Origin of the sequence: Kibdelosporangium banguiense, assembly GCF_017876405.1 — a bacterium.
GTDB classification, from domain to species: Bacteria; Actinomycetota; Actinomycetes; order Mycobacteriales; family Pseudonocardiaceae; genus Kibdelosporangium; species Kibdelosporangium banguiense.
The window spans coordinates 40,231-64,613 of the sequence record NZ_JAGINW010000001.1 but is presented as its reverse complement, the minus strand read 5'-3'; the positions used below and the strand labels follow the sequence as shown (position 1 = coordinate 64,613).

The window sequence follows — 24,383 nt, the reverse complement described above, 5'->3', positions numbered from 1 at the left end:
CCCGCGGTGACGAACTCCGCTACTTTGCTGGTGGTCGCGGTGCTGCTGGTGCTTGTCGCGGGATTGTTCGCCGCCGCGGACGCCGCGCTGAGCGCCGTATCCCGGGCCCGTGTCGAAGGCCTGGCACGGGCCGGCCGAGCCGGTGCGCGCCAGCTGCTTGTCGTTGTCGCCGACCGGCCGCGGCACGTGAACCTGTTGCTGCTGCTCAGGTTGACGTGTGAACTCGTGGCCACGGTGCTGTTCACCGTGGCGTGCCTGAACTTGATCCAGCCCGACGGTCTGGCCGTGCTCATCGCGGGCGTCGGCATGGTCGTCGTTTCGTACGTGCTGGTCGGTGTCGGTCCTCGAACGCTGGGCCGTCAGCACCCCTACGCCGTCGGCCTGGTCGCCGCTGGGCCGGTGCGTGTGCTGGGCATGGTGCTGGGGCCGTTGAGCCGGTTGCTGATCGTCATCGGTAACGCGATCACGCCCGGCCGTGGTTTCCGGGAAGGCCCGTTCTCTTCCGAGGTGGAGCTGCGCGAACTCGTCGACCTGGCGGGGGAGCGCGGTGTGGTGGACGAGGACGAGCGGGAGATGATCCACTCGGTCTTCGAGCTGCGGGCGACCATCGCGCGTGAGGTGATGGTGCCGCGTACCGAGATCATCTGGATCGAACAGTCCAAATCGGTCCGCCAGGCGCTTGCGCTTTCGTTGCGTACCGGGTTCACCCGGCTGCCGGTGATCGGTGAGAGCGTGGACGACATCGTCGGTGTGGTGAACCTCAAGGACCTGGTCCGGGGTGTGCTGGAGGACGCGGAGGTCAGCAGGCCGGTCACCGAGCTGATGCGGCCCGCGGAGTTCGTGCCCGACACCAAGCGGCTGGACGATCTGCTCAAGGAGATGCAGTTGTCCCGCAACCACATGGCGATCGCGGTCGACGAGTACGGCGGCACAGCCGGGCTGCTGACCATTGAGGACATCATCGAGGAGATCGTCGGCGAGATCACCGACGAGTCCGACACCGACGACCGGCCGCCGATCGAGCATCTCGACGACGACGCGGTCCGTGTCAGTTCCAGGTTGCCGGTGGAGGACCTGGGCGAGCTGTTCGGCGCCGAATTCGAGGACCTGGACGTCGAGACAGTGGGTGGCCTGCTCGCGCAGCGCCTCGGCCGCGTGCCGTTGCCCGGGGCCGAGGCGGAGATCGCCGGGCTCCGGTTGCGTGCGGAGGGCGGCAAGGACAGCCGCGGCCGGATGCGGATCACCACAGTCGTCGTCTGCCGCGCCGCCAAATCGCTGGACGAGGTACCCGTGACGGAAGGAAGTGCCGAGCGTGGCTGAGCTCGACCCGGAGGACAGCAAGATCATCACGTTGGCACGGTCGGCACGGGCCCGTACTGGCGCACCCGAGGGCGCCGCTGTACGCGACACCATGGGGCGTACGTACTCCGCCTGCACGGTCGCGTTGCCGTCGTTGAAACTGACCGCGTTGCAGGCAGCCGTGGCCGCTGCTGTGGCCAGCGGAGCGGACGGTCTGGAGGCCGCAGCAGTGGTCACGGACGCTGACGCCGTCGACGCTGATTCGCTGGCTGCCGTGCACGACCTGGCGCCCACGGCCCCAGTCTTGCGAGCCAACGCGGCAGGCGAGCTCGTATAGGCGAGAATGGGCAAGTGAACATCCCCGACGGCCACAGGTCAGGTTTCGCGTGCTTCGTGGGCAGGCCCAACGCGGGCAAATCCACACTGACCAATGCGCTGGTCGGTACCAAGGTCGCGATCACCTCCAGCAAACCGCAGACCACCCGGCACGCCATCCGCGGCATCGTGCACCGGCCGGACGCCCAGCTGGTCATTGTGGACACCCCCGGCCTGCACCGGCCCCGCACCCTGCTCGGCCAGCGCCTCAACGACCTGGTCATGTCCACCTGGTCCGAAGTGGACGTGATCGGCTTCTGCGTGCCCGCCGACCAGCGCACCGGGCCGGGTGACCGGTTCATCGCCCAGCAGCTGGCCAAGGTCTCCCGGCGCACGCCGGTGATCGCGGTGATCACCAAGACCGACCTGGCAACGCCCGCGCAGATCGCCGAGCAGCTGGTGGCGGTGCAGGGCCTGATGGAGTTCGCCGACATCATCCCGGTCTCGGCGGTCGACGGCTTCCAGGTCGGGCAGCTGTCGGACCTGCTGGTCGCCCAGTTGCCCGACGGGCCGCCGCTGTATCCCGAAGGGGAACTCACCGACGAGCCCGAGGTGACTCTCGTCGCGGAACTCGTGCGAGAGGCCGCGCTTGAGGGCGTACGGGACGAGCTGCCGCACTCGATCGCCGTGGTGGTCGAGGAAATGGAGTTCCGCGAAGGCCGCGACGACCTGATCGACGTGCGCGCCGAGTTGTATGTGGAGCGTCCCTCCCAGAAGGGAATCATCCTGGGGCACAAGGGCGAACGGCTCAAGAGCGTCGGCACCGCCGCGCGTACCCAGATCGAGGCGTTGCTGGGCACGAAGGTCTACCTGGATCTGCACGTGAAGGTCGCCAAGGACTGGCAGCGCGACCCGAAGCAGTTGCGCCGGCTGGGTTTCTGATGCCCGCCCGCCATCGGTCCGATCAGGAGTTCACGCGGGTCGGATCCTTGGGCACGGTGCCACTCGCGACACTGGGCAGCAGGCTGGCCGCCCGGCTGATCGACCTGCTCATCCTGTTCATACCGACCTATGTGGCAGTCGCGGTCGCCGTCGAGGGTGGCCTTTGGGGCACATTGTTGCTATCGCTACTCGAAATGGTGGTCTACGACGCACTATTGACGGCGAACACCGGTGCCACACCGGGAAAACGCATGCTTCGCATCAAGGTCGTCCGGGTCGGCACGGGCGCCCCGGCAGGTTGGACGGCTTCGTTTCTCCGGGCGCTGGCCATCGGTGTCCCCAGCTGGTTGGTGACTGCTGTGGTGGTGCTGCTCGACGAGCGCACTCACCGCGGACAGCATGACCTTCTGGCTGGCACCGTCGTCATCGCAGTGTGAGGGGACTCGTCATGTCACAGCCATATGGGCAGCCGCATGCCCAATACGCCCCGCAACAACAGGGGAACGTCACAGCGCCGCCCAACTATCTGGTGTGGTCGATCGTCTCGATCTTCTTGTTCTGGCCGTTGGCCATCGCGGCGATCATCAAGTCCACCTCGGTCGACCGGCTGTGGGCCGAGGGCCGGCCGGAGGAGGCCCAGCAGGCGTCCAAGACAGCCAAGACGCTCAACGTCGTCGCGCTCGTCCTCGGCATCTTGGCCATCGTGCTGGCCGTGGTGCTGGTGATCACGACCGCCGCGACTGTCTCGCAGCTGCCGAACGTGGACTTCGACGTCAAGTAGTCCGGCCTTCAAGAGGGTGCGCGCCGAAATCTCAATGCGGCGCGCACCCCTTTCTGTCATGCTGTTCCGTTGGGCTACGCGGTGAGGGGGAGTCATGACCGAGCAGCAACGACCGCAGGACCCGGTTCCACCGGATCCCGGGGCGCCGCCGTACCAGGCATATCAGCCCTATCCGGCCGGGTATCCGTCGTATCCGCCGCCTTACCCGGGTTATGCCGGCTATCCGGGATACCCGCCGCCAGGTCTGGCGCCGCCGAGCCACCTCGGCTGGGCGATCGCCGCGCTCGTGGTGTTCTGGCCGATCGGCATCCCCGCGATCATCAAGTCCACCCAGGTGGACCGCTACTGGATGACAGGCCAGCCTGTCCTGGCCGAGCAGGCCTCGCGGACCGCCAAGACGCTGGGCGTGGTCGCCGTGGCCGTCGCCGGGGCCTTGGTCGTGATCTGGCTGGTGATGTTCTTCGTCTTCTTCACCACGTTCGCCGACTACGTGCCGCCGCCGCGCTGACGAGTGGAAGAATGCCCTGGTGACTCTGTATCGCGACACCGGTGTTGTGTTGCGCGTGCAGAAACTCGGGGAAGCCGACCGCATCATCACCCTGATCACGCGCCGCAACGGCAAGCTGCGCGCGGTGGCCAAAGGCGTACGCCGGACGACCTCGCGATTCGGCGCGCGCCTTGAACCGTTCTGCCACGTCGACGTGCAGTGCTACACCGGCCGCACCCTGGACGTGATCACTCAGGTCGAGACGGTCGACGCGTTCGCGCCACGGCTCGTTGACGACTACCAGCGCTACACCGCCGGGTGCGCGGTGCTCGAAACAGCGGAACGCCTCTCCGCCGAGGAAGGCGAGCCGGTCATGCGGCTCTACATGCTCGTGGCGGGCTGTCTGCGGGCGTTGTCAGCCGGGGAACGTGACCCGTCGCTGCTGCTGGACGCGTTCCTTATGCGTGCGATGGCGTTTGCCGGCTGGGCGCCCGCGGTGTTCGAATGCGCGAAATGCGGTGTCCCCGGGCCGCACCAGTCGTTCAGCGTCCCGGCCGGTGGCGCGGTCTGCGGGACATGCCGCCCACCAGGCTCGGCCAGTCCGGCGCGCGACACGTTTGTGCTGATGGACGCCCTGATGCATGGCGTGTGGGAGACCGCGGACATCGCGTCGCCCGCCGCGCGCCGGGAGGCCAGCGGCCTGGTCGCGGCGCATCTGCAGTGGCATCTGGAGCGTCAGCTGAGATCGCTGCCGCTGGTGGAACGCCGTTCACAGTGACCACCGCCTGCAGTCGGCTCTGGCGAGGCACCCGGCCAGGGTTGAGTACGTTGTTGGGTGCCCGAGTAGTCCCCCGAGAAGGAGCAGTCGAAGGTGCTTCGCCGACGTCGTGATCGTGAGCGGCCCGAGTTCCGCCCACCGGACCCGCACCCGTCCGGCGCGCGGCCGCCCGTGCTCGACCAGGTGCCCAAGCACGTCGCCATCGTGATGGACGGCAACGGGCGCTGGGCCAACCAGCGTGGCCTGCCCCGCACCGAAGGCCACAAGCGTGGCGAGGAAGTCGTGCTCGACGTGGTCAAAGGCTGCATCGAGATCGGCGTGAAGTGGCTGTCGGTCTACGCGTTCTCCACCGAGAACTGGAAGCGCAGCCCCGATGAGGTGAAGTTCCTGATGAACTTCAACCGCGACGTCATCCACCGCCGAGTCCACGAGCTGGACGCGCTCGGTGTGCACGTCCGCTGGGCCGGCCGGCTGCCGAAGCTGTGGCGCAGCGTGGTGAACGAGCTCAAGATCGCCGACGAGCGCACCAAGGACAACGACGTGCTCAACCTCACCATGTGCGTCAACTACGGCGGCCGGGCCGAAGTCGCGGACGCGGCACGGGAGATCGCCCGGCTGGTCGCGGCCGGCAAGCTCAATCCCGAACGGGTGGACGAGCGCACCATCGCGAAGTTCCTCTACCAGCCCGAAATGCCCGACGTCGACCTGTTCATCCGGCCGTCCGGCGAGCAGCGCACCTCGAACTTCATGCTCTGGCAGGCCGCCTACGCGGAGATGGTCTTCCAGGACATCCTCTGGCCCGACTTCGACCGCCGGGACCTCTGGCGGGCCTGTGAGGCCTTCGCCAACCGCGACCGCCGCTTCGGCGGCGCCATCGACGCGGCGGGCGACAAGGAGACTGCTGTCAAGGAGAGCACGTGACCAGCGAGGCAGCCCGTACGGCCGCATTGATGAGCAAGGCGCGTGAAGCGCTTGAGATGTACCACGAGGTCTTCGTCGATGACGACGGCACGCTGACGTTCCGCCACGCCGAAGTGCCCTGCGCCGTGCAGGCCATGCAGCTCGCGGAAGGCCTCAACGTCCTGAGTGTGCAGTCCGTTGTGGCGTGGGACCTGCCTGATTCCCCGGAAACGGTGGCCGCGGTGGCGGATCGGGGCGGCGAGGCTCTGTTCGGGACGGCCGCGGTCGTGCACACTGACAACGGCATCGATGTGACTCTGCGCTACACGTTCCCGGCGGAGGGGCTCGACGCCAACGCGCTCGGCACCCTGTTCATGCTTGTGGTGTCCGGTGCGTCCCAGCTTCGCCTCGACCTACTGGCAGGTTCCCAGCGTTGACGACAGTCGTGGTCCGACCCGGGGCCACGACCTGTCCGGCCGGAACCTTGGCCACATTCGCATATGTCGATGGCTTAGGGCATCACGAGGCTGTGTGCCGCAGGTCAATCCGAAGGCAGGTGGTGGCTTTGGCCACCGGCATGTCTGATGGCTCGCGGATATTCGGTGTTTCCCGGTTTGGCCTGACGGTAGGAGTGTGGCGTTGACGGCTGTTGTCACTGAGCCCAAGCCGAAACCGAAGCGGCGGTTGCCGATCACCTCACTGGAGATCCTCTGCGCGCTGCTTGTGATCGCGGTGGTGTTCCAGGACTCGCTGGCGAGTCTGCTGAGTTCCGAGCAGATCCGTACCGGTGCGACGGTGTTCGTGGCCGTTTCGGCGCAGGCGATCCCCTTCCTGGTGCTCGGAGTTGTCCTCAGTGGTGCGATCGCGGCTTTTGTCCCGGCGAGTGCTTTGCGAAAGGCGTTGCCGCGCAAGGAAGTGCTGGCGGTTCCGGTCGCGGGTGTCGCCGGAGTCGCGCTGCCTGGCTGCGAATGTGCTTCCGTGCCTGTGTCCCGGCGGTTGATGCAGCAGGGCGTGGCGCCGTCGGTGGCGTTGGCGTTCCTGCTCGCCGCGCCCGCGGTGAATCCGATCGTTCTCGTGTCCACCGCGGTGGCCTTCCCGGGCAATCCGGAAATGGTGCTCGCACGGTTCATCGGGTCGCTGGCCACCGCGATCGGGATGGGCTGGTTGTGGGCGCGGTTCGGCAAGCTCGAATGGATGGCCGAGCGGGCCCTGCGCAAGCTGCCCGAGCAGACCGGCCGTTCGCGCTGGGTGACCTTTGTGGAGACCGCGCGGCACGATCTGGTTGATTCAGGCGGGTTCCTGGTGATCGGCGGTCTCACCGCGGCCGTGCTGAACGTGGTCGTGCCCGAGGAATGGCTGACCTCGCTGAGCGGTCAGGTCGTGCTCGGGGTGATCGTGATGGCGCTGCTCGCGGTGATCCTCGCCATCTGCAGTGAGGCCGACGCCTTCGTGGCCGCCTCGCTGTCGATGCTGCCGTTGCTGCCCCGCCTGGTGTTCCTGGTCGTCGGGCCCGCGGTGGACGTCAAGCTGGTCGCCCTGCAGGCCGGCACGTTCGGCAAGTCGTTCGCGTTCCGGTTCGCGCCCGCCACATTCCTGGTGGCGATCGTCTGCGGGGTCGCGGCCGGGCTACTGGTCCTCGGGGGTGCGCGGTGAAACGGGAGACCCAGAACATCCTGCTCGTCCTGCTGGGCGGGGCGTTGCTCAAGATCGCTCTCAACGGCACATATCTGCGTTACGTCAAGCCGGGCCAACAAGCCTGGCTGATCGGCGCGGGTGCGGTGATGGTGATCATCGCGTTCGTCTCGATCGGCCGCGACATCGTGGCTTCCCGCCGCCCCGAACCGGTCACCGGCGAGATCCACGACCACGACCACCGTTCACACAGCACATGGCTGTTGATCCTGCCTGTGCTGGCGGTGTTCCTGGCCCCGCCCGCGCTCGGCGAGGACGCGGTCAACCGTGCGTTCGGCCGTACCCCGGCGCCGCCGTCCAGTCAGGACTTCGGGTTCCCGCCGCTGCCCGCCGGTGATGTCATCGATCAACGGGTGAAGGATTTCGTCGAACGTGCGGCCTGGGACAAGTCGGGTTCACTCAACGACCGGACCGTGCGGCTCACCGGCTTCATCGTGCATCGCGACAACGAGACCTTCATGGCTCGGCTGGCGATCGGGTGTTGTGCGGCCGACGCGTTCCCGGTGAAGGTGAGACTCGTCGGCGATGGCCTGGACAGCCTGGTCGGCGACGCCTGGCATCGCGCGACCGTGCGCTACCAGGCAGGCTCTTCCACGAAGGAGTCCAGGTACGTCCCGACGGTGAAGATCACTGCCATCGAGCCGATCGCCGAACCACCGGACCCGTACGAGTACTAGCCGACCGGTGAGCGCTGGCGCCTGCCAGTGCTCACCGTTGGTCCCCAGCCTGATCATCCAGCCGGGGCCGAGAGCTACTGCTTGGGGCAGCTCGCGCAGGTGCCGAAGATCTCGACGGTGTGGCTGACCTCGGAGAACCCGTTCTCCTCGGCCACCCGGTCCGCCCACTTCTCGACAGCCGGGCCTTCGACCTCGACCGTTCGCCCGCACACCCGGCACACCAGGTGGTGATGGTGGTGACTGGAGCAACGGCGGTAGATCGCTTCGCCGCTGTCGGTACGCAGCACATCCACTTCGCCCGCGTCGGCCAGCGACTGCAGGGTCCGGTAGACCGTGGTCAGGCCGATGCCCTCGCCGCGCTTGCGGAGTTCCTCGTGCAGGTCCTGGGCCGACCGGAAGTCGTCAAGGTCGTTGAGCAGCTCCGCGACTGCCGCGCGCTGCTTGGTCGAACGCCTGGCAGTGGGGGATGGGGTCCGGTTGATGGTCATCAAGCGTGAGCCTCCTCCACATGCGTGACCGCGTCCACCACGATATGCGAGAGATGCTCGTCCACCAGGCGGTAAACGACCTCCCGGCCGTGCCGTTCGCCGTAGACGACGCCCGCCGACTTGAGCACCCGCAGGTGCTGGCTGATCAACGGCTGGGCGACACCCAGCGCGTCGACCAGTTCGTGCACACACCTGTCCGACTCACGCAGTTGCAGCACGATCGAGATCCGCACCGGCGCCGCCAGTGCTCGCAGCAGGTCACCCGCTGCGGTGAGTGTCGCGGGCGGCCGTGCCGGGGCTGGTTCGTTCCCCGTCCGGGCAGGCGAATGCTCCTGCTGGACCGCCGGGTCAGTCGCTGGATCCACGGCGGGATCAGTGCTCACGCCCGCTGCCGACTCTTCGAGCATCAGCCACCTCACTCGCTAGGTTCGCCTGCCGGACCCAAGTCTAGTCGCTAATGATTTCCGTAGTCGTGTTCACCGCAGCTGCAAGATCGCCACAGCGGCCAGAACAGCCAGGACAACCAGCCGGACCACCCGTTCGGTTGGTGCCAGAACCCGCCATGTCGTCGCCAGGAGAATCCCGACCCCCACCGCGAGCAGGCCGAGCAGCAGCGCGCCGATCACACCGCTGACCAGCACTCCGGTCAGGAACAGCCCGATCACCACGACGAACGCCACGATCGGCCGCGCCCTGGCCAGCGGACCGTCGCCGGGCAGCAGCTGCGCCCGCATGTTCCTTCTGCCTCCCACGGCGTGTCTCCTCGGCTCGGCGATACCGTGTCGTCGCATCGTAGTGTCGGCGAGAGAGGCGCAAGCGCGTGCTGCTGGTCTGCGGGTTCACCGTGCCCGATCCGGAGTCTTCCGAGTTCTCGGCCCTCGCCACCCGGGCGATCGAGTTGCTGACCGCCCAGCGGGGCTGTGTCCGTGCAGTCCTTGGGCGATCCGCCGACTCACCCACCCAGTGGTCGCTGACCGTCGAATTCACTGATGTCGTCGCCTACCGCCGTGCCATGTCTCCCTTCGAGGTCCGTGAACATGTGATCCCGTTCCTGTCGCGTGGCGAGGCCTCCGCCTACGAAATCCTCGCCACAGCCACCGACGGTCAAGCTGAACAACGTGTGAGCGTCGTCGCCGCCGACGCGGCGACCATTCGCCCCAGCGACGCCGCCGGACCCGCCTCACCGCGTACCTGATCAGGCGGGTCCACGCTCCGAGCTAGGCCGCGTGTTCGCAGGTCGGGCACGTGCAGTCATCGCACATGCAGTTCGCACACAAGTCGGCGCAGCCGGCACATGAACAGGTGGCGTGATTGCAGGTTGGGCAACTGCAGTCGGTGCACGAACAGACCGCGCATGAGTCTGAGCAGTGCGGGCACGTGCACGCGTCGCACTCGTCGTAGTGCACCCCGCTGTCTGTCACGTGTTCGCGGTGTACGTGGCCGCCGTGCAGGTAGTCGACGTGATCGGCATGCACGATCGCGTCGTGTCCGCAGCCCGGGCCATGGGTGTGGCGGTGGGTCTCGGCCTGGTGGTGCTGGACAGTGGTCATCGGTTGATCCCTTCGGCGGTATCCTCTCTGCTGAATGGTCGGATGCGTATCCGTGCATCACAACTCGGATCCGTGACGATCAAGCCAATGGGGTGATAGGGGAATCCCCTCGTGGTGGCTGGTGACTGGCGGCTACGCTGGCATCTCCCCGAGCTGTTCCCCGTGGACCGTATGGAGTGTTCGTGCCCGCCGATCGGATTGATACCGTCGTCAGCCTTTGTAAGCGCCGTGGCTTTGTCTACCCGTCGGGGGAGATCTACGGCGGTACACGGTCGGCTTGGGATTACGGGCCCCTCGGTGTCGAACTCAAGGACAACATCAAGCGCCAGTGGTGGAAGGCCGTGGTGCAGGGCCGTGAGGACGTCGTCGGCCTCGACTCCTCGGTGATCCTGCCCCGTGAGGTGTGGGTCGCCTCCGGCCACGAGAAGGTCTTCACCGACCCGCTGGTGGAGTGCCTGAGCTGCCACAAGCGGTTCCGTGCCGACCAGCTCGCCGAGGAGTACGAGCAGCGTTCCGGCAAGCCGACCGACGAGACGGATCTCTCGGACGTGCCGTGCCCGAACTGCGGCACCCGCGGCCAGTACACCGAGCCCCGCGCGTTCAACATGATGCTCAAGACCCACCTCGGCCCGGTGGAGACCGCCGAGGGCATGGCGTACCTGCGCCCCGAGACCGCGCAGGGCATCTTCGTCAACTACCTGAACGTGCAGACCACCTCCCGTCGTAAGCCGCCGTTCGGCATCGGCCAGATCGGCAAGTCGTTCCGCAACGAGATCACGCCGGGCAACTTCATCTTCCGCACCCGCGAGTTCGAGCAGATGGAGATGGAGTTCTTCGTCGAGCCCGGCACCGACGAGCAGTGGCACCAGACCTGGATCGACGAGCGCATGCGCTGGTACACCGACTTGGGTATCAATTCCGACAACCTCCGTCTCTACGAACACCCCAAGGAGAAGTTGTCGCACTACTCCAAGCGGACTGTGGACATCGAGTACCGCTACGGCCTGGCCAGTGGCGAGTGGGGCGAGCTGGAGGGCATCGCCAACCGCACCGACTTCGACCTGACCACCCACTCCAACCACTCCGGGGTGGACCTGTCCTACTTCGACCAGACCACGGACTCCCGCTACCGGCCGTACGTCATCGAGCCCGCCGCGGGTGTCGGCCGCTCGATGATGGCCTTCATGCTCGACGCCTACTACGAGGACGAAGCCCCCAACGCCAAGGGCGGCGTGGACAAGCGTGTGGTGCTTCGCTTCGACCGCAGGCTCGCGCCCATCAAGGTCGCAGTGCTTCCCCTTTCCCGTAACGCGGACCTCTCTCCGAAGGCCCGGGATGTCGCCGCGGCGTTGCGCCGCAACTGGAACACCGACTTCGACGACGCCGGCGCGATCGGCCGCCGGTACCGCCGCCAGGACGAGATCGGCACTCCCTTCTGTGTCACAGTCGACTTCGACTCGCTCAACGACCAGGCGGTCACGGTCCGCGAACGCGACACCATGACCCAGGAGCGGGTCTCGATCGACAAACTCGAGTCCTACCTCGCCGCCCAGCTGCCAGGCTGCTGACTCTGGGCTGCTGACCGGCATCGGTCTGGTTTTCCCGCCCCTCGTGAGTACTCCGGGGTCGTGTGAGTACTCACGAGGGGTGTGCGGGGAGGGCACGAGCCGGCTGCGCATTCGGCTCGTCAAACCTCACCCTCGGTGATGGAGGCCTGCAGTGCCTCAGGTTCTTGGGCATCAAGGGTTTCTTGGGCATCACGGTGTGCGGCGGTTGTTGTCCGGCGATGCCGGGGTGTCAGGCGGTCCGGGCGAGGGCCTGGTCGAGCATTGCTCGCAGCTCGGCGATCACCCCTTTCGGGTTGGACTGGATCTGGGTGGCCGGTGTGTGCAGGACGAGGTGCCCGCTGGCCGCGAGCCGGGAGCCTCGTTTCAACGCGATCGGATAGCTGGCCGGGGCCGGATCGAAGTCGAAGGCGTGCACGTCCCAGGCCACTTTGATGTCTTCCCAGCTGCCGGTGACGGTGCCAAGGGGGTTGCCCATGGCGTCGTCGACCGGCACGTTCCACCGCGGCGGGGGTAAACCGGCGCGGACGATGAGCTCACGGGCGGAAGTCGCGACCGCCGCCCGGATCCGGGTACCGATCTCATGCAGCACCTGCCTGGGCAGGCCCGCCCCACGCCGCCCGCCGACGACGATCTCGGCGTTCAGTTCGTCGAGCCGGACACCGCCCTGGAACACGACTTCGGAGAACAACGCGCTCACCATTGCGCGCGTCTGCATCCGCCTGGCCGAGTCGACGGCTGCCCGGGCGAGCGGGGCCGTCAGCAATCCGTGCCTGAGCACGGGACGAGGCGGAGCCGGCGTCCGTTCCACGAGGATGTCCGCTCCACTCCGGATGGTCTGGGAGCCGGGGACCAGCAGGTGTACGCGTCCACGCGGGTATGCCGCGAGGACACCGTGAAGTGCGAGCGCGTCCTGGCCGGTGACAACGGCGTCTTTGCCGGCGTACCGCAGCGCGGCCTGCACCAACTGCCGACGCGTCGGGGCTGTGTCGGTCAGCAGCACCACGCCGGGCAGGAGGGTGCGCCATGGCCCGCCCGGCGAGCATCTTCGTTTCACAGAGGCGCCTGTGAGGCCTAGGTCTATCAAGTCGGCCGTGCGGGCGACCTGGTGCGGGAAGAGGGCGGACAGTGCGTTGAGTTCGATGTGGTCGTTTGCCATGCGTCCAGCTTCGCCGGGCTGCCAGGCCGCGGGGAGAGGGCTTCCGGTCCGCCTGTGGACAACTGCCCTTTGTGGATAACCACCGCCCGGATGATCTTCAACGGCATGGATTGTCGGGTTCGTGGTGTATAGGCCACGACAGATGTCATGGACCGAAGGGTGACGGGCGACCTGCGCAGGTCAGGGCCGCAAAAGGCACCGTTGACAGGGTGAGAGAACAAGGAGCCGCGGTCTTCACCGCGGGACTGACGAAGCACTACGGCGAGGTTCGAGCCGTCAACGGCATCGATCTGGTGATCGCGCCGGGCGAGGTGGTCGCCTTGCTCGGCCCGAACGGTGCCGGAAAGTCCACCACCGTGGACATGCTGATCGGGCTGACCAAACCGGACGCCGGCGAGGTGCGGGTGTTCGGGCGCGAGCCGCGCAAGGCGGTCGAGGAAGGCGCGATCGGCGCGATGCTGCAGAACGGCACCCTCCTGGACGACGCGACTGTGGCCGAGACCGTCGGCATGATCGCGTCCCTGCATCGCAAACCCATGCCGGTCGCCGAGGCGATGCGCCGGGCAGGCGTCGAGGATCTCAAGGATCGCCGCTGTACCAAGCTTTCCGGCGGGCAGAAGCAGCGCGTCAGGTTCGCCGTCGCGCTTGTCGCGAACCCGGATCTGCTCGTGCTCGACGAACCGACTGCCGCGATGGACGTGGGCACGCGCCGCGAGTTCTGGGGTTCGATGCGCGAGTTCACCGACGCCGGCCGGACTGTTCTGTTCGCCACCCACTACCTCGACGAGGCCGAGGAGTTCGCCGACCGGGTGGTTCTCATGCGAGAAGGGCGGATCGTCGCCGACGGCAGCGTCGCCAAGGTCCGGGAGATGGCGTCCGGCCGCACCATCAGCGCCGTTCTTGCGCATGTCTCGACCGACGAACTGAGCCTGCTGCCCGGTGTGCTCACCGCGACCCGCCGTGCCGACCGGATCCAGCTGGCCTGCGCGGATTCGGACTCGGCGCTGCGGGCCCTGCTGAAGTACCCGGACGTGCACGATATCGAGATCAGCGCGGCCGGCCTCGAAGAAGCCTTCCTCACCTTGACCGCCAAGGAGAACGCCTGATGAGCACCGGTTATCTGCTGCTGGAGATCAAACGCGCGCTGCGCGCGGGCCGGTTTCTGATCTTCACTGTCGCCTTCCCGATCCTGATGTTCGTCTTCCTGGCCGGTGTGTACGGCGAGAACGGGCAGGTACGCACCGCGCTGATGATCAACATGATCACCTGGGGAGCGTTCGCCGCGGCACTGTTCGCGGGCGCCCGAGTGGCCATCGAGCGGGACGCCGGCTGGCAGCGGCAGCTTCGCCTGACCCCGCTGACCGGCTCCGGTTATCTGGCCGGCAAGGCGATCGTCGGCATGGTCGTCGCGCTGCCCGCGGTCATTCTCGTGCCGCTCGTCGGCATGCTGGGCGAGGGCGTGCGGCTGGACACCGGGCAATGGCTGCACGTCACGCTCGGGGTGTGGCTGGCCGCGATTCCGTTCGCCCTGCTGGGCCTGTTGCTCGGTCAGTACGGCACCGCGGACAGCATGCAGTCGATCACCGGTGTGCTGATGATGCTGCTGGCCATGTTCGGCGGGCTCTGGGTGCCGCTGGACAGCCTGCCCAGCCTGTTCAGCGGGATCGCCAAGGTACTGCCGAGCTACTGGATGAACCAGGTCGGCAACACGGCGATCGGATCCGGTGAGAGCCTGACGACCTGTGTGCTGGTGCTCGCCGGCTGGGGCGTGGTGCTGGCGGGGCTGGTGATCCGTCGCTACCGTTTGGACAGTGCGCGCAGTTGACCACACATTCCGGGGACGCGTCGTACGGTGATGCTGTGAACGCACTTGGGGAATGGCCTGAATCGCAGGGACGTGGGCGCAGACCACTGATGATGGCGCTGTTCCCTTCGGTGTTCCTGTTCTTCCTGACCCAGGTGGTCGTGGATGCGTTCAGCGAAACGCACTCCATGTGGGTACGGGTGAGCGTGATCGTCACCGTGACGCTGTACGCCGTGACATATGTCGTCGCCTTGTGGCGCGGCCCATGCTCATCGCGCCGCGTTCGCGTCATCTATGTCTTGGTATGCACGGTTTATCCCATCGTGCTCGCGCTGATCATGGACGCGGACGAGCTCACATATCTGACGTATGCGGTCGTGGTCTCGCTGATCCTCCTGCCGGCATTGGTCGGCCTGGCCTACGGCATAGCCAGCACCGCGGCGGTGCTGATCGCCACCGCGGTCCAGCACGGCCTGCCGGACTTCCAGTCCGGCGCGATCCTGATGGTGCTGACCGTCGCGATCTTCGCTTCGCGGGGGTTCGCTCGCAAAACGGACGAGCTGGAACTGGCCCGTGACGAGATCCGGACCCTCGCGGTGGCCGAGGAACGCGCCAGGGTCGCCCGTGACCTGCACGACGTCCTCGGGCACAGCCTCACCACGATCACCCTGAAGGCCGGTCTGGCGCGGCGGATCCTGGAGAGCTCACCGGACGTGGACCGGGCCATCGCCGAGGTCCACGACGTGGAGCGGCTGTCGCGGCTGGCGCTGACCGAGATCAGGGCGACCGTCTCGGGCTACCGCAAGATGTCGCTGCCCGCGGAGATCGCGAACGCCAGGGCGGCGCTGCTGGCCGCCGGGATCGACGCGGACCTGCCGCAGGCGGTCGACGACGTGCCCGGCGAGTTGCAGGAGCCATTCGGTTACGTGCTCAGGGAAGCGGTGACGAACGTGATCCGGCACAGTGGTGCGAGCCGGTGTGAGATCCGGCTCGGCGACTCGTGGATCGAGGTGGCCGACAACGGGGCTGGACTGTCGGCAGTGGACAGTAGGGACGGCAACGGGCTGGCCGGGCTGCGGGAGCGGCTGGCCAAGGTCGACGGCAGCCTGACGGCCGAGCCACGTGGAGAGGGCGGGTTCCTGGTGCGGGCGGATGTGGCGACATGATCAGGGTTCTGCTGGCCGACGATCAGTCGCTTGTGCGTGGCGCGCTCGCGGCGATGCTCGGTCTGGAAGCCGACATCGAAGTGGTCGCCGAAGTGGGGACAGGCGATGACGTGCTGCCTGCGGCGCGGCGTACGAACCCCGACATCGCGCTGTTGGACGTGCAGATGCCGGGCAAGGACGGGCTGACCGCCGCGGCGGAGCTCAGGGCTGCGTTGCCCGCTTGCAAGGTGGTCATGTGCACGACCTTTGGCCGTCCCGGATATCTGAGCAGGGCCCTGGCCGCTGGTGCCGCGGGATTCGTGGTCAAGGACGCGCCTCCCGAACAGCTCGTGGACGCGGTCCGCCGGGTGCACGCGGGATTGCGTGTGGTCGATCCGTCGCTGGCAGCGGAGTCGCTGGCCACCGGGCAGAGCCCGCTGACCATCCGGGAACGTGAGGTGCTCGCGGAGTCCAGCGACGGCGGCACGATCGCCGACATCGCCAAGTCCCTGCACCTGTCAGAAGGCACCGTACGCAATCACCTGTCGGCCGCGATCGGCAAGACCGGGGCCCGGACCAGGGCCGAAGCAGCGCGCCTGGCCGAGGAAAGAGGCTGGCTGTAGCGGCTGCGGAGAATTGTCGGAGGGGTCTGCCATGATGCTGGGGTGAACGCCGACCCCCGGATTCCTGCACCTAGGCCACAGCTCAGGCACTGGCTCAGGCGTGGTCTGATCGGCCTCGTCCTGATGCTGGCGCTGGTCGTCGGCGGGACCGGGTTCCGGGTCTGGCAGGAGGCCCGGCAGGACGACCGCGCGAAGGCGGACGCGGTGGTCGTGCTGGGGGCGGCGCAGTACGCGGGCCGCCCGTCGCCCATCCTGCTGGCCAGGCTGCAGCACGCGAAGAACTTGTACGACAAGGGCGTGGCCGGGTACATCATCACCGGCGGTGGCCGCCGGGCCGGCGACCAGTACACCGAGGCTGAGGCCGGTGAGCGGTGGCTGACCACGCATGGCGTGCCGGACGACAAGGTGATCGCCGTCGGCGAGGGCAACGACACCTTGGGCACCATCAACGCCGTGGCCGAGACGGCACTGCAGCGAGGCTGGAGCTCCGCAGTGATCGTCAGCGACCCATGGCACTCATTACGCGCCCGCACGATGGCGCATGACGCCGGCCTGTCGGCGTGGACATCGCCGACGCACACCGGCCCGGTCGTGCAGACCAGGGAGATCCAGGCGAAGTACATCCTCAGGGAAACGGGCGCCCTGCTGTACTACCGGATCTTCAACGCCCCGGCCGACGACATCGGTGTGGATCTCGGGTGAGCTACACCGGGCACGACACCGCGCGCATGCTCGCGGAGCCACAGAAAGGAGGTGTGCTGCCAGGTTCGTCGCGACCGAGACGCAGCCCGTTCTCACGGGACCGCGCCCGGGTGTTGCATTCGGCGGCGCTACGACGGCTGGCGGGCAAGACTCAGGTTGTGGGGCCTGGTGAGGGCACTGAGGTCTACGGTGTGCCGCGCACCCGGCTGACACATTCGCTGGAGGTCGCCCAGATCGGCCGTGAGATCGCCGAGGAGCTGGGGTGTGACCCGGATGTGGTGGACACCGCTGGTCTGGCACACGACATCGGCCACCCGCCGTTCGGGCACAACGGTGAGACCGCACTGGACATGGCCGCCCGTGCACACGGCGGTTTCGAGGGCAACGCACAGACTTTGCGGATCCTGACCAGGCTCGAGCCGAAGGCGGACGGCGTCGGGCTGAACCTGACCAGGGCGGTGCTGGACGCTTCGGTCAAGTACCCGTGGCCGCGCAGGCCGGGTAAGCGCAAGTTCGGCGTGTATGAGGACGACCGGCCGGTGTTCGACTGGATCCGTCAGGGGGCACCGGATCGGCGGTGCTGCCTGGAGGCCCAGGTGATGGACTGGTCCGACGACGTGGCGTACTCGGTGCATGACGTCGAGGACGGCGTCCGGGCCGGCCGGATCTCACTGGCGGTACTGGCCGGCTCGCAGGAGCGTGCGGCCATCGCGGAGCTGGCGGCCAAGCACTTCTCCGACGAACCGCTGTCGGAGCTGGAGGCGGCAGCCGCGCATCTGCTGGATCTGCCCGCCCTGGCCGCGGCGGTGGGGTACGACGGATCAGTGGGCGCGCAGGTCGCGTTGAAGCGTCTGACCAGTGAGCTGGTCGGCCGGTTCGCGTCGGCTGCGGTCACCGAGACCAGGCGGGTGCACGGCGAGGGTGCCCTGACCCGGTACAGCGCAGATCTTGTGGTGCCGCGTCAGGCCGCGGTGGAGGTCGCGTTGCTGAAGTCGTTGGCGTTGCGATACGTGATGAGCGATCCGGCGCGGTTGGCGATGCAGGAGTACCAGCGACAACTGCTGACCGAATTGCTTGGGGCGTTGGGCGAGCGCGCGCCTGACGCGCTGGAGCCTGCCTTCCAGCCTGCGTGGCGAGACGCGGGTGATGACGGGCAGCGCTTCCGGGTCCTGATCGACCAGGTCGCGTCGTTGACCGACGCACAGGCCGTGGCCTGGCACGAGCGGCTCGTTCGCTCGAAGTGAACTGCCCTGCCGGGTGACCGGTGGCACACTCGGGGTATGGCCAACGCACTTACGCGCACGATTCGCTCGGTGCTCCGGCGGCTGCTGCGCCGCCGGGTGCCTGCCGGCGCCGGACGGGGACGTCCAGGCGAGACCGGTGGTTCGGCCGGAGTCCGGGAACCGCGCCGGCCGAAACCGAACGGCCCGCGATCGGCCGCGGGCGCCAAACCCGATCCCCAGGAGGGCCAGACGATCACGCTTGAGGACCCGCGCCGGTGACCGTACGAGAACATCTCGAGTTCACCCTCACGCTGCAGGACACGTTGGCACCACAGGGAAATGTGGTCTGGTCGCCGTTCTCGGTGGCCAGTGCGCTGGCGTTGCTGGCCCGTGGCGCCGGCGGCACGACCAAGGACGAGCTCGTCTCGCTTCTGCTGGGAGACAAAGGCGCTCAGGTCGAAGCCCTGATCGGGTTGCTGGACCGCGCCGAGCGTCTGGCCGAGCCGCGTGAGGACCAGGACCCGCCGGTGATCGAGGTGGCCAACACGCTCTGGTCGGACGAACGGATCACCATCCGGCCCGAATTCGCCGACGCGCTGGCGAAGATGCCGAGCGGATCGGTGCGACCGGCACCGTTCCGCAAGGACCCCGACGGCGCCCGGCAGTCGATCAACAGCGACGTCGCCGAGACCACGCACAACCTGATCCCCGAGCTGCTACCGGTCGGCACGATCAAGCAGGACACCGTTGCCGCACTGGTCAACGCGCTGTACCTGAAGGTCGGCTGGCGGCACGAGTTCGAGGAGTCCGCGACCGAACCGAGGCCGTTCCACACGCCGGCCGGTGTGGTGCGGGTACCGACCATGTGGCTCAGCGAAAGCCTTGGCTACGCGCACATTTCCGGCTGGCAGGTGGTGAGTCTGCCGGCGATCGGTGGTGTGCGGGCGGTTGTGCTGCTGCCGGACGGCGAGCTGTCCGAGGTCGACGCGAGCACACTGCACCAGTTTGTGGACGCGCCGAAGCGGCAGAAGGTGTCCCTGCGGATGCCGAAGCTGCACCTCAAACTGCAGGCCGAGCTGACCAGCGTGCTTACCAGACTGGGTGTGCGCACGGTCTTCACCGACGACGCGGACCTCAGCGGCATCAGCGAAGACCCGCTGGCAGTCCAGGCGGTGATCCACGAAACGGTTCTGAAGATCGACGAGCAGGGATTGGAGGGCGCCGCGGCGACCGCGGTGATGATGCGGGCGCTGTCGATGGACATGACGCCACCGGTCGAGGTCACCGTCGACCGGCCGTTCTTGTTGCTGGTGCAGCACGAAGCCAGTGGCGCGGTGTACTTCTCGGCAAGGGTGACCGACCCGTCATAGGCTGGCGCGATGCCAACAGTGCGAGTCGAGCGGTCGGGTCCAGTGTGGACGGTTGTGTTGTCGAGGCCGGAGGCGCGTAACGCGGTCAACGGACCGACAGCGCAAGCGTTGGCGGATGCTTTCCGTGAGTTCGATGCCGCCGAAGACGCCGCTGTCGCGGTGCTTTGGGGTGAGGGCGGGACGTTCTGCGCGGGTGCGGACCTGAAGGCCCTCGGCACGCCCGACAGCAACAGTGTCACCGAGGACGGCGACGGCCCGATGGGGCCGACCCGGATGCGCCTGGGCAAGCCGGTGATCGCGGCGGTGTCGGGATACGCCGTGGCCGGCGGGCTGGAGCTCGCCGTCTGGTGTGACCTGCGGGTCGCCGCCGAGGACGCGGTCTTCGGCGTGTTCTGCCGGCGCTGGGGCGTGCCGCTGATCGACGGCGGCACGATCAGGCTGCCCCGGTTGATCGGTCAGAGCCGGGCGATGGACATGATCCTCACCGGCCGCCCCGTCGGTGCCGAGGAAGCTCTGCAGATGGGCCTGGTGAACAGGATCGTTCCGGCTGGTGAGGAGCGTGCCGCGGCCGAGCAGCTCGCGGCGGAACTCGCCCGGCTTCCACAGACCTGCATGCGTCAGGACCGGCTTTCCGCACTTGAACAGTGGGGCCTGGACGAAGGCGCCGCGCTGGCAGTCGAACTCCAGCACGGCTACAAGTCGCTGGCCGACGCCGACGGCACGCTGGCTGGCGCGGCACGGTTCGCCGCGGGTGCCGGGCGTCACGGCGAGCAGTTGTCACAAGCCCGGGAGGCGCCTCGTCTGGACGGGTGATCAGGCCGGCAGCCGGGTGAGCTTCGCCGGGTTGGCGATGTCGTAGACACCGATGATCTTGCCGTCCCGCACGGCGAACGCGGACACCCGGCGAGTGAGGTCGAAGTGCCCCTTGTCGCCGGGCATGTCCGGCAGCAGCAGTCCAAGATCGCCGTTGACCAGCACTGGCACGCCGACCTCGGCGAGCTGCACGTAGCCGTAGCGCTCCATCAGGCCGACGATGAAACGGCCGACCTTGTCCTGGCCCGCGATGACCCTGCGGGTCGTACGGGCCTTGCCGTCCGCGTCGCCGATCAGGGCGACGTCCGGATGCAACAGCTCCACGACCGCCTGCAGGTCGCCGGTGGCCAGCGCACCGACGAAGCGCTCAAGAACGCCCCGCTGCTCCTCGAGAGACGCACGCGGCGGGGGATCAGCGTCCGCCAGGGCCTTCCGCCCGCGTGACGCGTGCTGGCGCGCTGAGGCCTGCGAACAGCCGAGGGTGTCGGCTATCTCACCGAACGGCACGCTGAACGCGTCGTGCAGCACGAACGCGACGCGCTGCTCAGGCGTGAGTTTGTCGAGTACGACGAGCGCGGCCATCCGTACGCCGTCGTCACGCACGATGGCGTCCAACGGGTCTTCATTCTGGGTGCCGAACGGCGTCACGACCGGCTCAGGCAGCCATGACCCGGTGTAGCGCTCCCGTTGCACGGCGGCGGATCGCAGCCGGTCCAGGCAGATCCGGCCGACCACCGTGGTCAGCCAGGCCTTGAGGTCGCGGATCTCCGCCCGCCCCGGCTCCTCCAAAGTGGACAGTCGTAGCCAGGCCTCCTGGACGGCGTCCTCGGCGTCGGCCAAGGTGCTCGTGAGCCGGTAGGCAACCCCGAGCAGATGGGTCCGGTACTCCGAGAAGTCCGCAGCTAGGGCGTCCAGGCTGACCGTCACGAAATCCATGCTAGGCCGCACCGCATAGACTTGCTCTCGTGGCAGGACGGATCCGGGAGAGCGACATCGCCCTCGTGCGTGAGCGCAACCAGATCGACGACGTGATCGGCGAGTACGTGGCCTTGCGCCAGGTCGGTGGGGGAGCGGTCAAGGGCCTGTGCCCGTTCCACGACGAGAAGACACCGTCGTTCAACGTGCGCCCGACCCATGGCACATTCCACTGCTTCGGCTGTGGTGAGGGCGGCGACGTGATCGCCTTCCTGTGCAAGATCGATCACCTGAGCTTTGTCGAGGCCGTCGAACGGCTGGCCGAGCGGGTCGGCATCACGCTGACCTACGAAGGCGGCGGGACCAGCGTCCAGCGTGACCGCGGCACCCGCAGCAGGCTTGTCGACGCCCATCGTGCGGCGGCCGAGTTCTACGCCGAGCAGCTGCGTACCCCCGAGGCGCAGCCTGCCCGGGAATTTCTCGCCCAGCGCGGGTTCGACCAGGCCGCGGCGGCGATGTTCGGCTGCGGGTTCGCCCCCGGCGGCTGGGACGTGCTGACAAAGCACCTGCTCGGCCGCGGGTTCGAGCTGCCGGAGCTGGAGAAGGCGGGGCTGTCCAAGAAGGGCAACCGCGGCCCGATCGACCAGTTCCACCGGCGCCTGCTGTGGCCGATCAAGGACCTCGGCGGCGACGTCGTGGGCTTCGGTGCCCGCCGGATCTTCGACGACGACAAGATCCAGGCCAAGTACCTCAACACCCGCGACAGCCCGATCTACCACAAGTCCCAGGTGCTGTTCGGCCTGGACATGGCCAAGCGCGAGATCTCCAAGCGGCACCAGGTCGTCGTGGTCGAGGGCTACACCGACGTGATGGCGATGCACCTGTCCGGTGTGCCGACCGCGGTCGCGTCCTGTGGCACGGCGTTCGGCACCGAGCACATCTCGGTGCTGCGACGACTGCTGATGGACGACAAGTACTTCCGTGGCGAGGTCATCTACACCTTCGACGGTGACGAGGCCGGCAAGAAGGCCGCGATGAAGGCGTTCGACGAGGACCAGCGGTTCGCCGCACAGACGTTCATCGCGGTCGCGCCGGACGGCATGGATCCGTGCGAACTTCGCCAGGCCAAGGGCGATACGGCAGTACGTGACCTGGTCGCCCGCAGGCAGCGGCTGATCGAGTTCTGGATCCGGGCCGAGCTCGCCGACTACGACCTCGACTCGGCTGAGGGCCGGGTCCAGGCGTTGCGCCGGACCGTGCCGCTGGCGGCCCAGATCAAGGACATGTCGTTGCGGGACGAGTACGCCCGTCAGCTGGCCGGCTGGGTCGGCTGGGACGACATCCAGAGCGTGGTGCGCCGGGTCCGCGAGACCTCCAACGGCAAGGCGGCGCCCGCTCGTAAGGCCCCGCCTGTCAACCAGAACCAAGGCTCGTTGGCCATCGAGGTCGAAGGCCCGCGACGGCCCAAACCCAACGACCCCGAGCTGCACCTGCAGCGTGAGGCGCTCAAGGCCGCCTTGCAGGCTCCGCACCTGGCCGGGCCACATTTCGACAGCCTGCCCGGTGACGCGTTCACCGAGCCCGCGTATCTCGAGCTGCACCAAGGCCTGCAGGAGGCGGGCGGCGCGTCGTGCGGGCTCGCCGGCCCCGGGCTCGTGGACGCGGTCAAGCAGAACTGCAAGCACCAGGTCGTCCAGTCGCTGGTCACGGAGTTGTCCGTCGAGCCCATGCACGCCCGTACCGAGCCCGACCTGCGTTACGTGGAAAGCCTGATCGCCGCGCTGAACAAGAGCGTGGTCGCGCGGCAGATCGCGGACATCAAGTCGAGGCTGCAGCGGCTGAGCCCACTGGAGAACGCCGACGACTACCGGGCGCTGTTCGGTGACCTCGTGGCGATGGAGCAGTACCACAAAGCGTTGGGGGAGCAGGCTTCCGGGAGCCTAGCGTGAGCCTTCGCAAGATGATCGGACGGCTCACCGGCCGTGGCGATCTGCCGGACGATTTCGAGGGCACGCTGGAGGAAGGCGAATACGTCCTGGCGTCCTCGCCGGTGAAGTCCGGCGGGCACCTGGTGGCGACGTCGCACGGCCTATGGCTGCCCGGGTCCCGCCGGGTCGGCTGGCACCTGATCAGCAAGGCGACCTGGGGCGGCGGTGCCTTGGTGCTGATCGAGGCCACCGAAGCGGCGCATGCCGGTGACGCCGTTGTCCTCAACGACATGCCGCCCGTCAAGTTCGTGCTCACCGGCGTGGGCAAACTGCCGGACATCGTGCACACCCGGGTGACGAAGTCGATCAGCTCCCGGCACCGCCAGGAGCTGCCGGGCGGCGGCGCGTGGTTCGTCCAGCGCAGAATCCCTGGTCAGGACGGAATCACACTGCAGGTCCGGCCTGATCCGGGAACCGACGAGCAAGCCGTGCACCGGGTCGCGTCCGAAGTCGCCGCGAAGTTGCGGGCGGCCTCGCCGGACTCGGAGCAGCCGGACTGACAGTCACGCTTTGTCGCGTAGCACTGGAACTCCGTCGCCTTCGAGTTCGTCGCAGTACGCCTTGCGGCCGGTCATCGCCATTGTCAGCGCCAAAGTCGTGCCGGACACGAGTGCGCCGTCGCCGGTCGCGAAGGGGCCGTCGGTCGCTTTGAGCCGTAGGCCACCGATTCGGCCCTTCGCCAGGACGACCATGTCCGAGCTCGCGTAGTACCCGGCCAGCCGCGTGATCGTCTCAAGTGGATAGTCGCGGCGAATTCCCAAGGGGCGCCGGATGTCCTCTCCATGCACGATCGTCTCCCCGAGCATCGCCACGACCGGAAGAGGCGGTTTGGTCGTGCTCGTGACGACATCGCGGAACCTTGCGAGGGTCCCGGCCGGACTCGTGCCCAGGTGCTCGGCCAGCCGCATGGCGACCTGCTTGTCGAAGTCGAACCGGCAACGGATCACTCCCACCATCCACCGCACAGGATTGAGAGTCGCCGCCGCGGTGATGTGCGCCAGAACTTCACGCACCGAGAATTCGGTACACAGCGACGTCGTGGCCCACTGTTCGTCGGTCAGGTCCTTGAGGTCGGCTGCCAGGGCGGCTCGCTCGGCATGGACAGGCTGCCAGAGTGCGTCAGTCATGCCAGTGAGACTCCCGGGGCACCGCGGAATCGTCGCGGAA

Annotated in this window: 31 protein-coding genes; 25 read left to right on the top strand and 6 right to left on the bottom strand. The window is 67.6% G+C overall.

Annotation, left to right across the window (positions count from 1 at the left end; all coding sequences use genetic code 11):
- Nucleotides 1–6: 6 nt before the first annotated feature.
- From JOF56_RS00360 to JOF56_RS00310, 11 genes are all read left to right on the top strand, one after another.
- Entirely contained in the window at nucleotides 7–1,320 is a 1,314-nt protein-coding gene (locus JOF56_RS00360) for a hemolysin family protein (RefSeq protein WP_209633214.1), read from the top strand.
- Nucleotides 1,313–1,636, top strand: coding sequence for a cytidine deaminase-like protein (locus JOF56_RS00355; RefSeq protein WP_209633212.1), 324 nt, complete (start codon nucleotides 1,313–1,315; stop codon nucleotides 1,634–1,636). Before JOF56_RS00360 ends, JOF56_RS00355 begins: the two co-directional genes overlap by 8 nt.
- Before the next feature lie 20 nt (nucleotides 1,637–1,656).
- Nucleotides 1,657–2,556 (top strand): GTPase Era, encoded by a 900-nt coding sequence (gene era / locus JOF56_RS00350; protein WP_209647918.1) that lies wholly within the window; start codon nucleotides 1,657–1,659, stop codon nucleotides 2,554–2,556.
- A gap of 56 nt (nucleotides 2,557–2,612) precedes the next feature.
- Nucleotides 2,613–2,993, top strand: coding sequence for an RDD family protein (locus JOF56_RS00345; RefSeq protein WP_209633210.1), 381 nt, complete (start codon nucleotides 2,613–2,615; stop codon nucleotides 2,991–2,993).
- Between the two features lie 11 nt (nucleotides 2,994–3,004).
- Entirely contained in the window at nucleotides 3,005–3,337 is a 333-nt protein-coding gene (locus JOF56_RS00340) for a CD225/dispanin family protein (protein WP_209633208.1), read from the top strand.
- A gap of 94 nt (nucleotides 3,338–3,431) precedes the next feature.
- Nucleotides 3,432–3,845: a CD225/dispanin family protein gene (locus JOF56_RS00335; protein WP_209633206.1), complete on the top strand. Its 414-nt coding sequence runs from the start codon at nucleotides 3,432–3,434 to the stop codon at nucleotides 3,843–3,845.
- Nucleotides 3,846–3,864: 19 nt separating this feature from the next.
- Nucleotides 3,865–4,602 (top strand): DNA repair protein RecO, encoded by a 738-nt coding sequence (recO, locus tag JOF56_RS00330; protein WP_307854850.1) that lies wholly within the window; start codon nucleotides 3,865–3,867, stop codon nucleotides 4,600–4,602.
- A gap of 93 nt (nucleotides 4,603–4,695) precedes the next feature.
- Entirely contained in the window at nucleotides 4,696–5,523 is an 828-nt protein-coding gene (locus tag JOF56_RS00325; RefSeq protein WP_209633204.1) for an isoprenyl transferase, read from the top strand.
- Nucleotides 5,520–5,939: a YbjN domain-containing protein gene (locus JOF56_RS00320; protein WP_209633202.1), complete on the top strand. Its 420-nt coding sequence runs from the start codon at nucleotides 5,520–5,522 to the stop codon at nucleotides 5,937–5,939. The genes JOF56_RS00325 and JOF56_RS00320 overlap by 4 nt, the downstream gene beginning before the upstream one ends.
- 202 nt (nucleotides 5,940–6,141) lie before the next feature.
- On the top strand, nucleotides 6,142–7,155 hold the full coding sequence (locus tag JOF56_RS00315) for a permease (RefSeq protein WP_209633200.1): 1,014 nt from the start codon (nucleotides 6,142–6,144) through the stop codon (nucleotides 7,153–7,155).
- On the top strand, nucleotides 7,152–7,871 hold the full coding sequence (locus JOF56_RS00310; RefSeq protein ID WP_209633198.1) for a TIGR03943 family putative permease subunit: 720 nt from the start codon (nucleotides 7,152–7,154) through the stop codon (nucleotides 7,869–7,871). The genes JOF56_RS00315 and JOF56_RS00310 overlap by 4 nt, the downstream gene beginning before the upstream one ends.
- Before the next feature lie 74 nt (nucleotides 7,872–7,945).
- Here the strand turns inward: JOF56_RS00310 and JOF56_RS00305 are convergent, their stop codons facing one another.
- The 3 genes from JOF56_RS00305 to JOF56_RS00295 form a co-directional block, all read right to left on the bottom strand.
- Nucleotides 7,946–8,359 carry a Fur family transcriptional regulator gene (locus JOF56_RS00305; protein WP_209633196.1) on the bottom strand — a complete coding sequence of 138 codons (414 nt, stop codon included), beginning with the start codon at nucleotides 8,357–8,359 and terminating at the stop codon, nucleotides 7,946–7,948.
- Nucleotides 8,359–8,766 (bottom strand): ArsR/SmtB family transcription factor, encoded by a 408-nt coding sequence (locus tag JOF56_RS00300; RefSeq protein WP_209633195.1) that lies wholly within the window; start codon nucleotides 8,764–8,766, stop codon nucleotides 8,359–8,361. Before JOF56_RS00300 ends, JOF56_RS00305 begins: the two co-directional genes overlap by 1 nt.
- 69 nt (nucleotides 8,767–8,835) lie before the next feature.
- Complete coding sequence (locus JOF56_RS00295; RefSeq protein ID WP_307854849.1) at nucleotides 8,836–9,111, bottom strand: hypothetical protein; 276 nt, start codon at nucleotides 9,109–9,111, stop codon at nucleotides 8,836–8,838.
- Nucleotides 9,112–9,179: 68 nt separating this feature from the next.
- On the opposite strand from JOF56_RS00295, the gene JOF56_RS00290 reads away from it, so the two are divergent.
- From JOF56_RS00290 to JOF56_RS00280, 3 genes are all read left to right on the top strand, one after another.
- The gene (locus JOF56_RS00290; RefSeq protein WP_209633193.1) at nucleotides 9,180–9,554 is read left to right on the top strand and encodes an antibiotic biosynthesis monooxygenase; all 375 of its coding nucleotides are present in this window, start codon (nucleotides 9,180–9,182) and stop codon (nucleotides 9,552–9,554) included.
- A gap of 226 nt (nucleotides 9,555–9,780) precedes the next feature.
- The gene (locus JOF56_RS59945) at nucleotides 9,781–10,005 is read left to right on the top strand and encodes a hypothetical protein (protein ID WP_209633191.1); all 225 of its coding nucleotides are present in this window, start codon (nucleotides 9,781–9,783) and stop codon (nucleotides 10,003–10,005) included.
- Nucleotides 10,006–10,091: 86 nt separating this feature from the next.
- On the top strand, nucleotides 10,092–11,477 hold the full coding sequence (locus JOF56_RS00280; RefSeq protein ID WP_209633189.1) for a glycine--tRNA ligase: 1,386 nt from the start codon (nucleotides 10,092–10,094) through the stop codon (nucleotides 11,475–11,477).
- 229 nt (nucleotides 11,478–11,706) lie between these two features.
- On the opposite strand, the gene JOF56_RS00275 is transcribed toward JOF56_RS00280, so the two are convergent.
- Nucleotides 11,707–12,633, bottom strand: coding sequence for a hypothetical protein (locus JOF56_RS00275; protein WP_209633187.1), 927 nt, complete (start codon nucleotides 12,631–12,633; stop codon nucleotides 11,707–11,709).
- Nucleotides 12,634–12,842: 209 nt separating this feature from the next.
- Here JOF56_RS00275 and JOF56_RS00270 point away from each other — a divergent pair, with 209 nt between their 5' ends.
- From JOF56_RS00270 to JOF56_RS00230, 9 genes are all read left to right on the top strand, one after another.
- Nucleotides 12,843–13,739 (top strand): ABC transporter ATP-binding protein, encoded by an 897-nt coding sequence (locus JOF56_RS00270; RefSeq protein WP_209633185.1) that lies wholly within the window; start codon nucleotides 12,843–12,845, stop codon nucleotides 13,737–13,739.
- The gene (locus tag JOF56_RS00265; RefSeq protein ID WP_209633183.1) at nucleotides 13,739–14,458 is read left to right on the top strand and encodes an ABC transporter permease; all 720 of its coding nucleotides are present in this window, start codon (nucleotides 13,739–13,741) and stop codon (nucleotides 14,456–14,458) included. The genes JOF56_RS00270 and JOF56_RS00265 overlap by 1 nt, the downstream gene beginning before the upstream one ends.
- 35 nt (nucleotides 14,459–14,493) lie before the next feature.
- Nucleotides 14,494–15,603, top strand: a complete 1,110-nt coding sequence (locus tag JOF56_RS00260) for a sensor histidine kinase (protein WP_307854848.1) — start codon at nucleotides 14,494–14,496, stop codon at nucleotides 15,601–15,603.
- Nucleotides 15,600–16,205: a response regulator transcription factor gene (locus JOF56_RS00255; protein ID WP_209633181.1), complete on the top strand. Its 606-nt coding sequence runs from the start codon at nucleotides 15,600–15,602 to the stop codon at nucleotides 16,203–16,205. Before JOF56_RS00260 ends, JOF56_RS00255 begins: the two co-directional genes overlap by 4 nt.
- A 123-nt stretch (nucleotides 16,206–16,328) precedes the next feature.
- A complete protein-coding gene (locus JOF56_RS00250; protein ID WP_209647914.1) occupies nucleotides 16,329–16,907 on the top strand; it encodes a YdcF family protein in 579 nt (192 codons plus the stop codon).
- Nucleotides 16,904–18,151, top strand: coding sequence for a deoxyguanosinetriphosphate triphosphohydrolase (locus tag JOF56_RS00245; RefSeq protein ID WP_209633179.1), 1,248 nt, complete (start codon nucleotides 16,904–16,906; stop codon nucleotides 18,149–18,151). Before JOF56_RS00250 ends, JOF56_RS00245 begins: the two co-directional genes overlap by 4 nt.
- Before the next feature lie 36 nt (nucleotides 18,152–18,187).
- The gene (locus tag JOF56_RS00240) at nucleotides 18,188–18,409 is read left to right on the top strand and encodes a hypothetical protein (protein WP_209633178.1); all 222 of its coding nucleotides are present in this window, start codon (nucleotides 18,188–18,190) and stop codon (nucleotides 18,407–18,409) included.
- On the top strand, nucleotides 18,406–19,500 hold the full coding sequence (locus tag JOF56_RS00235; protein ID WP_209633176.1) for a serpin family protein: 1,095 nt from the start codon (nucleotides 18,406–18,408) through the stop codon (nucleotides 19,498–19,500). The genes JOF56_RS00240 and JOF56_RS00235 overlap by 4 nt, the downstream gene beginning before the upstream one ends.
- 9 nt (nucleotides 19,501–19,509) lie before the next feature.
- On the top strand, nucleotides 19,510–20,313 hold the full coding sequence (locus tag JOF56_RS00230; protein WP_209633174.1) for a crotonase/enoyl-CoA hydratase family protein: 804 nt from the start codon (nucleotides 19,510–19,512) through the stop codon (nucleotides 20,311–20,313).
- Here the strand turns inward: JOF56_RS00230 and JOF56_RS00225 are convergent, their stop codons facing one another.
- The gene (locus tag JOF56_RS00225) at nucleotides 20,314–21,240 is read right to left on the bottom strand and encodes a sigma-70 family RNA polymerase sigma factor (protein WP_372447807.1); all 927 of its coding nucleotides are present in this window, start codon (nucleotides 21,238–21,240) and stop codon (nucleotides 20,314–20,316) included.
- Nucleotides 21,241–21,278: 38 nt separating this feature from the next.
- Between JOF56_RS00225 and dnaG the strand changes: the two genes are divergently transcribed.
- On the top strand, nucleotides 21,279–23,177 hold the full coding sequence (dnaG, locus tag JOF56_RS00220; protein ID WP_209633169.1) for a DNA primase: 1,899 nt from the start codon (nucleotides 21,279–21,281) through the stop codon (nucleotides 23,175–23,177).
- 11 nt (nucleotides 23,178–23,188) lie between these two features.
- Nucleotides 23,189–23,716 carry a hypothetical protein gene (locus tag JOF56_RS00215; RefSeq protein WP_209647913.1) on the top strand — a complete coding sequence of 176 codons (528 nt, stop codon included), beginning with the start codon at nucleotides 23,189–23,191 and terminating at the stop codon, nucleotides 23,714–23,716.
- Between the two features lie 3 nt (nucleotides 23,717–23,719).
- Here JOF56_RS00215 and JOF56_RS00210 read toward each other — a convergent pair whose 3' ends face one another.
- Entirely contained in the window at nucleotides 23,720–24,343 is a 624-nt protein-coding gene (locus JOF56_RS00210; RefSeq protein ID WP_209633167.1) for a maleylpyruvate isomerase family mycothiol-dependent enzyme, read from the bottom strand.
- Nucleotides 24,344–24,383: the final 40 nt, after the last annotated feature.

Excerpts from the sequence above, each read along its gene's own strand:
- JOF56_RS00300 (WP_209633195.1), bottom strand. The coding sequence starts at position 8,766 with ATGCTCGAAGAGTCGGCAGCGGGCGTGAGCACTGATCCCGCCGTGGAT.
- JOF56_RS00340 (WP_209633208.1), top strand. The coding sequence starts at position 3,005 with ATGTCACAGCCATATGGGCAGCCGCATGCCCAATACGCCCCGCAACAA.
- JOF56_RS00335 (WP_209633206.1), top strand. The coding sequence starts at position 3,432 with ATGACCGAGCAGCAACGACCGCAGGACCCGGTTCCACCGGATCCCGGG.
- JOF56_RS00210 (WP_209633167.1), bottom strand. The coding sequence starts at position 24,343 with ATGACTGACGCACTCTGGCAGCCTGTCCATGCCGAGCGAGCCGCCCTG.
- JOF56_RS00265 (WP_209633183.1), top strand. The coding sequence starts at position 13,739 with ATGAGCACCGGTTATCTGCTGCTGGAGATCAAACGCGCGCTGCGCGCG.
- JOF56_RS00240 (WP_209633178.1), top strand. The coding sequence starts at position 18,188 with ATGGCCAACGCACTTACGCGCACGATTCGCTCGGTGCTCCGGCGGCTG.
- JOF56_RS00305 (WP_209633196.1), bottom strand. The coding sequence starts at position 8,359 with ATGACCATCAACCGGACCCCATCCCCCACTGCCAGGCGTTCGACCAAG.
- JOF56_RS00255 (WP_209633181.1), top strand. The coding sequence starts at position 15,600 with ATGATCAGGGTTCTGCTGGCCGACGATCAGTCGCTTGTGCGTGGCGCG.
- JOF56_RS00250 (WP_209647914.1), top strand. The coding sequence starts at position 16,329 with ATGCTGGCGCTGGTCGTCGGCGGGACCGGGTTCCGGGTCTGGCAGGAG.
- JOF56_RS00275 (WP_209633187.1), bottom strand. The coding sequence starts at position 12,633 with ATGGCAAACGACCACATCGAACTCAACGCACTGTCCGCCCTCTTCCCG.
- JOF56_RS00215 (WP_209647913.1), top strand. The coding sequence starts at position 23,189 with ATGATCGGACGGCTCACCGGCCGTGGCGATCTGCCGGACGATTTCGAG.
- JOF56_RS00230 (WP_209633174.1), top strand. The coding sequence starts at position 19,510 with ATGCCAACAGTGCGAGTCGAGCGGTCGGGTCCAGTGTGGACGGTTGTG.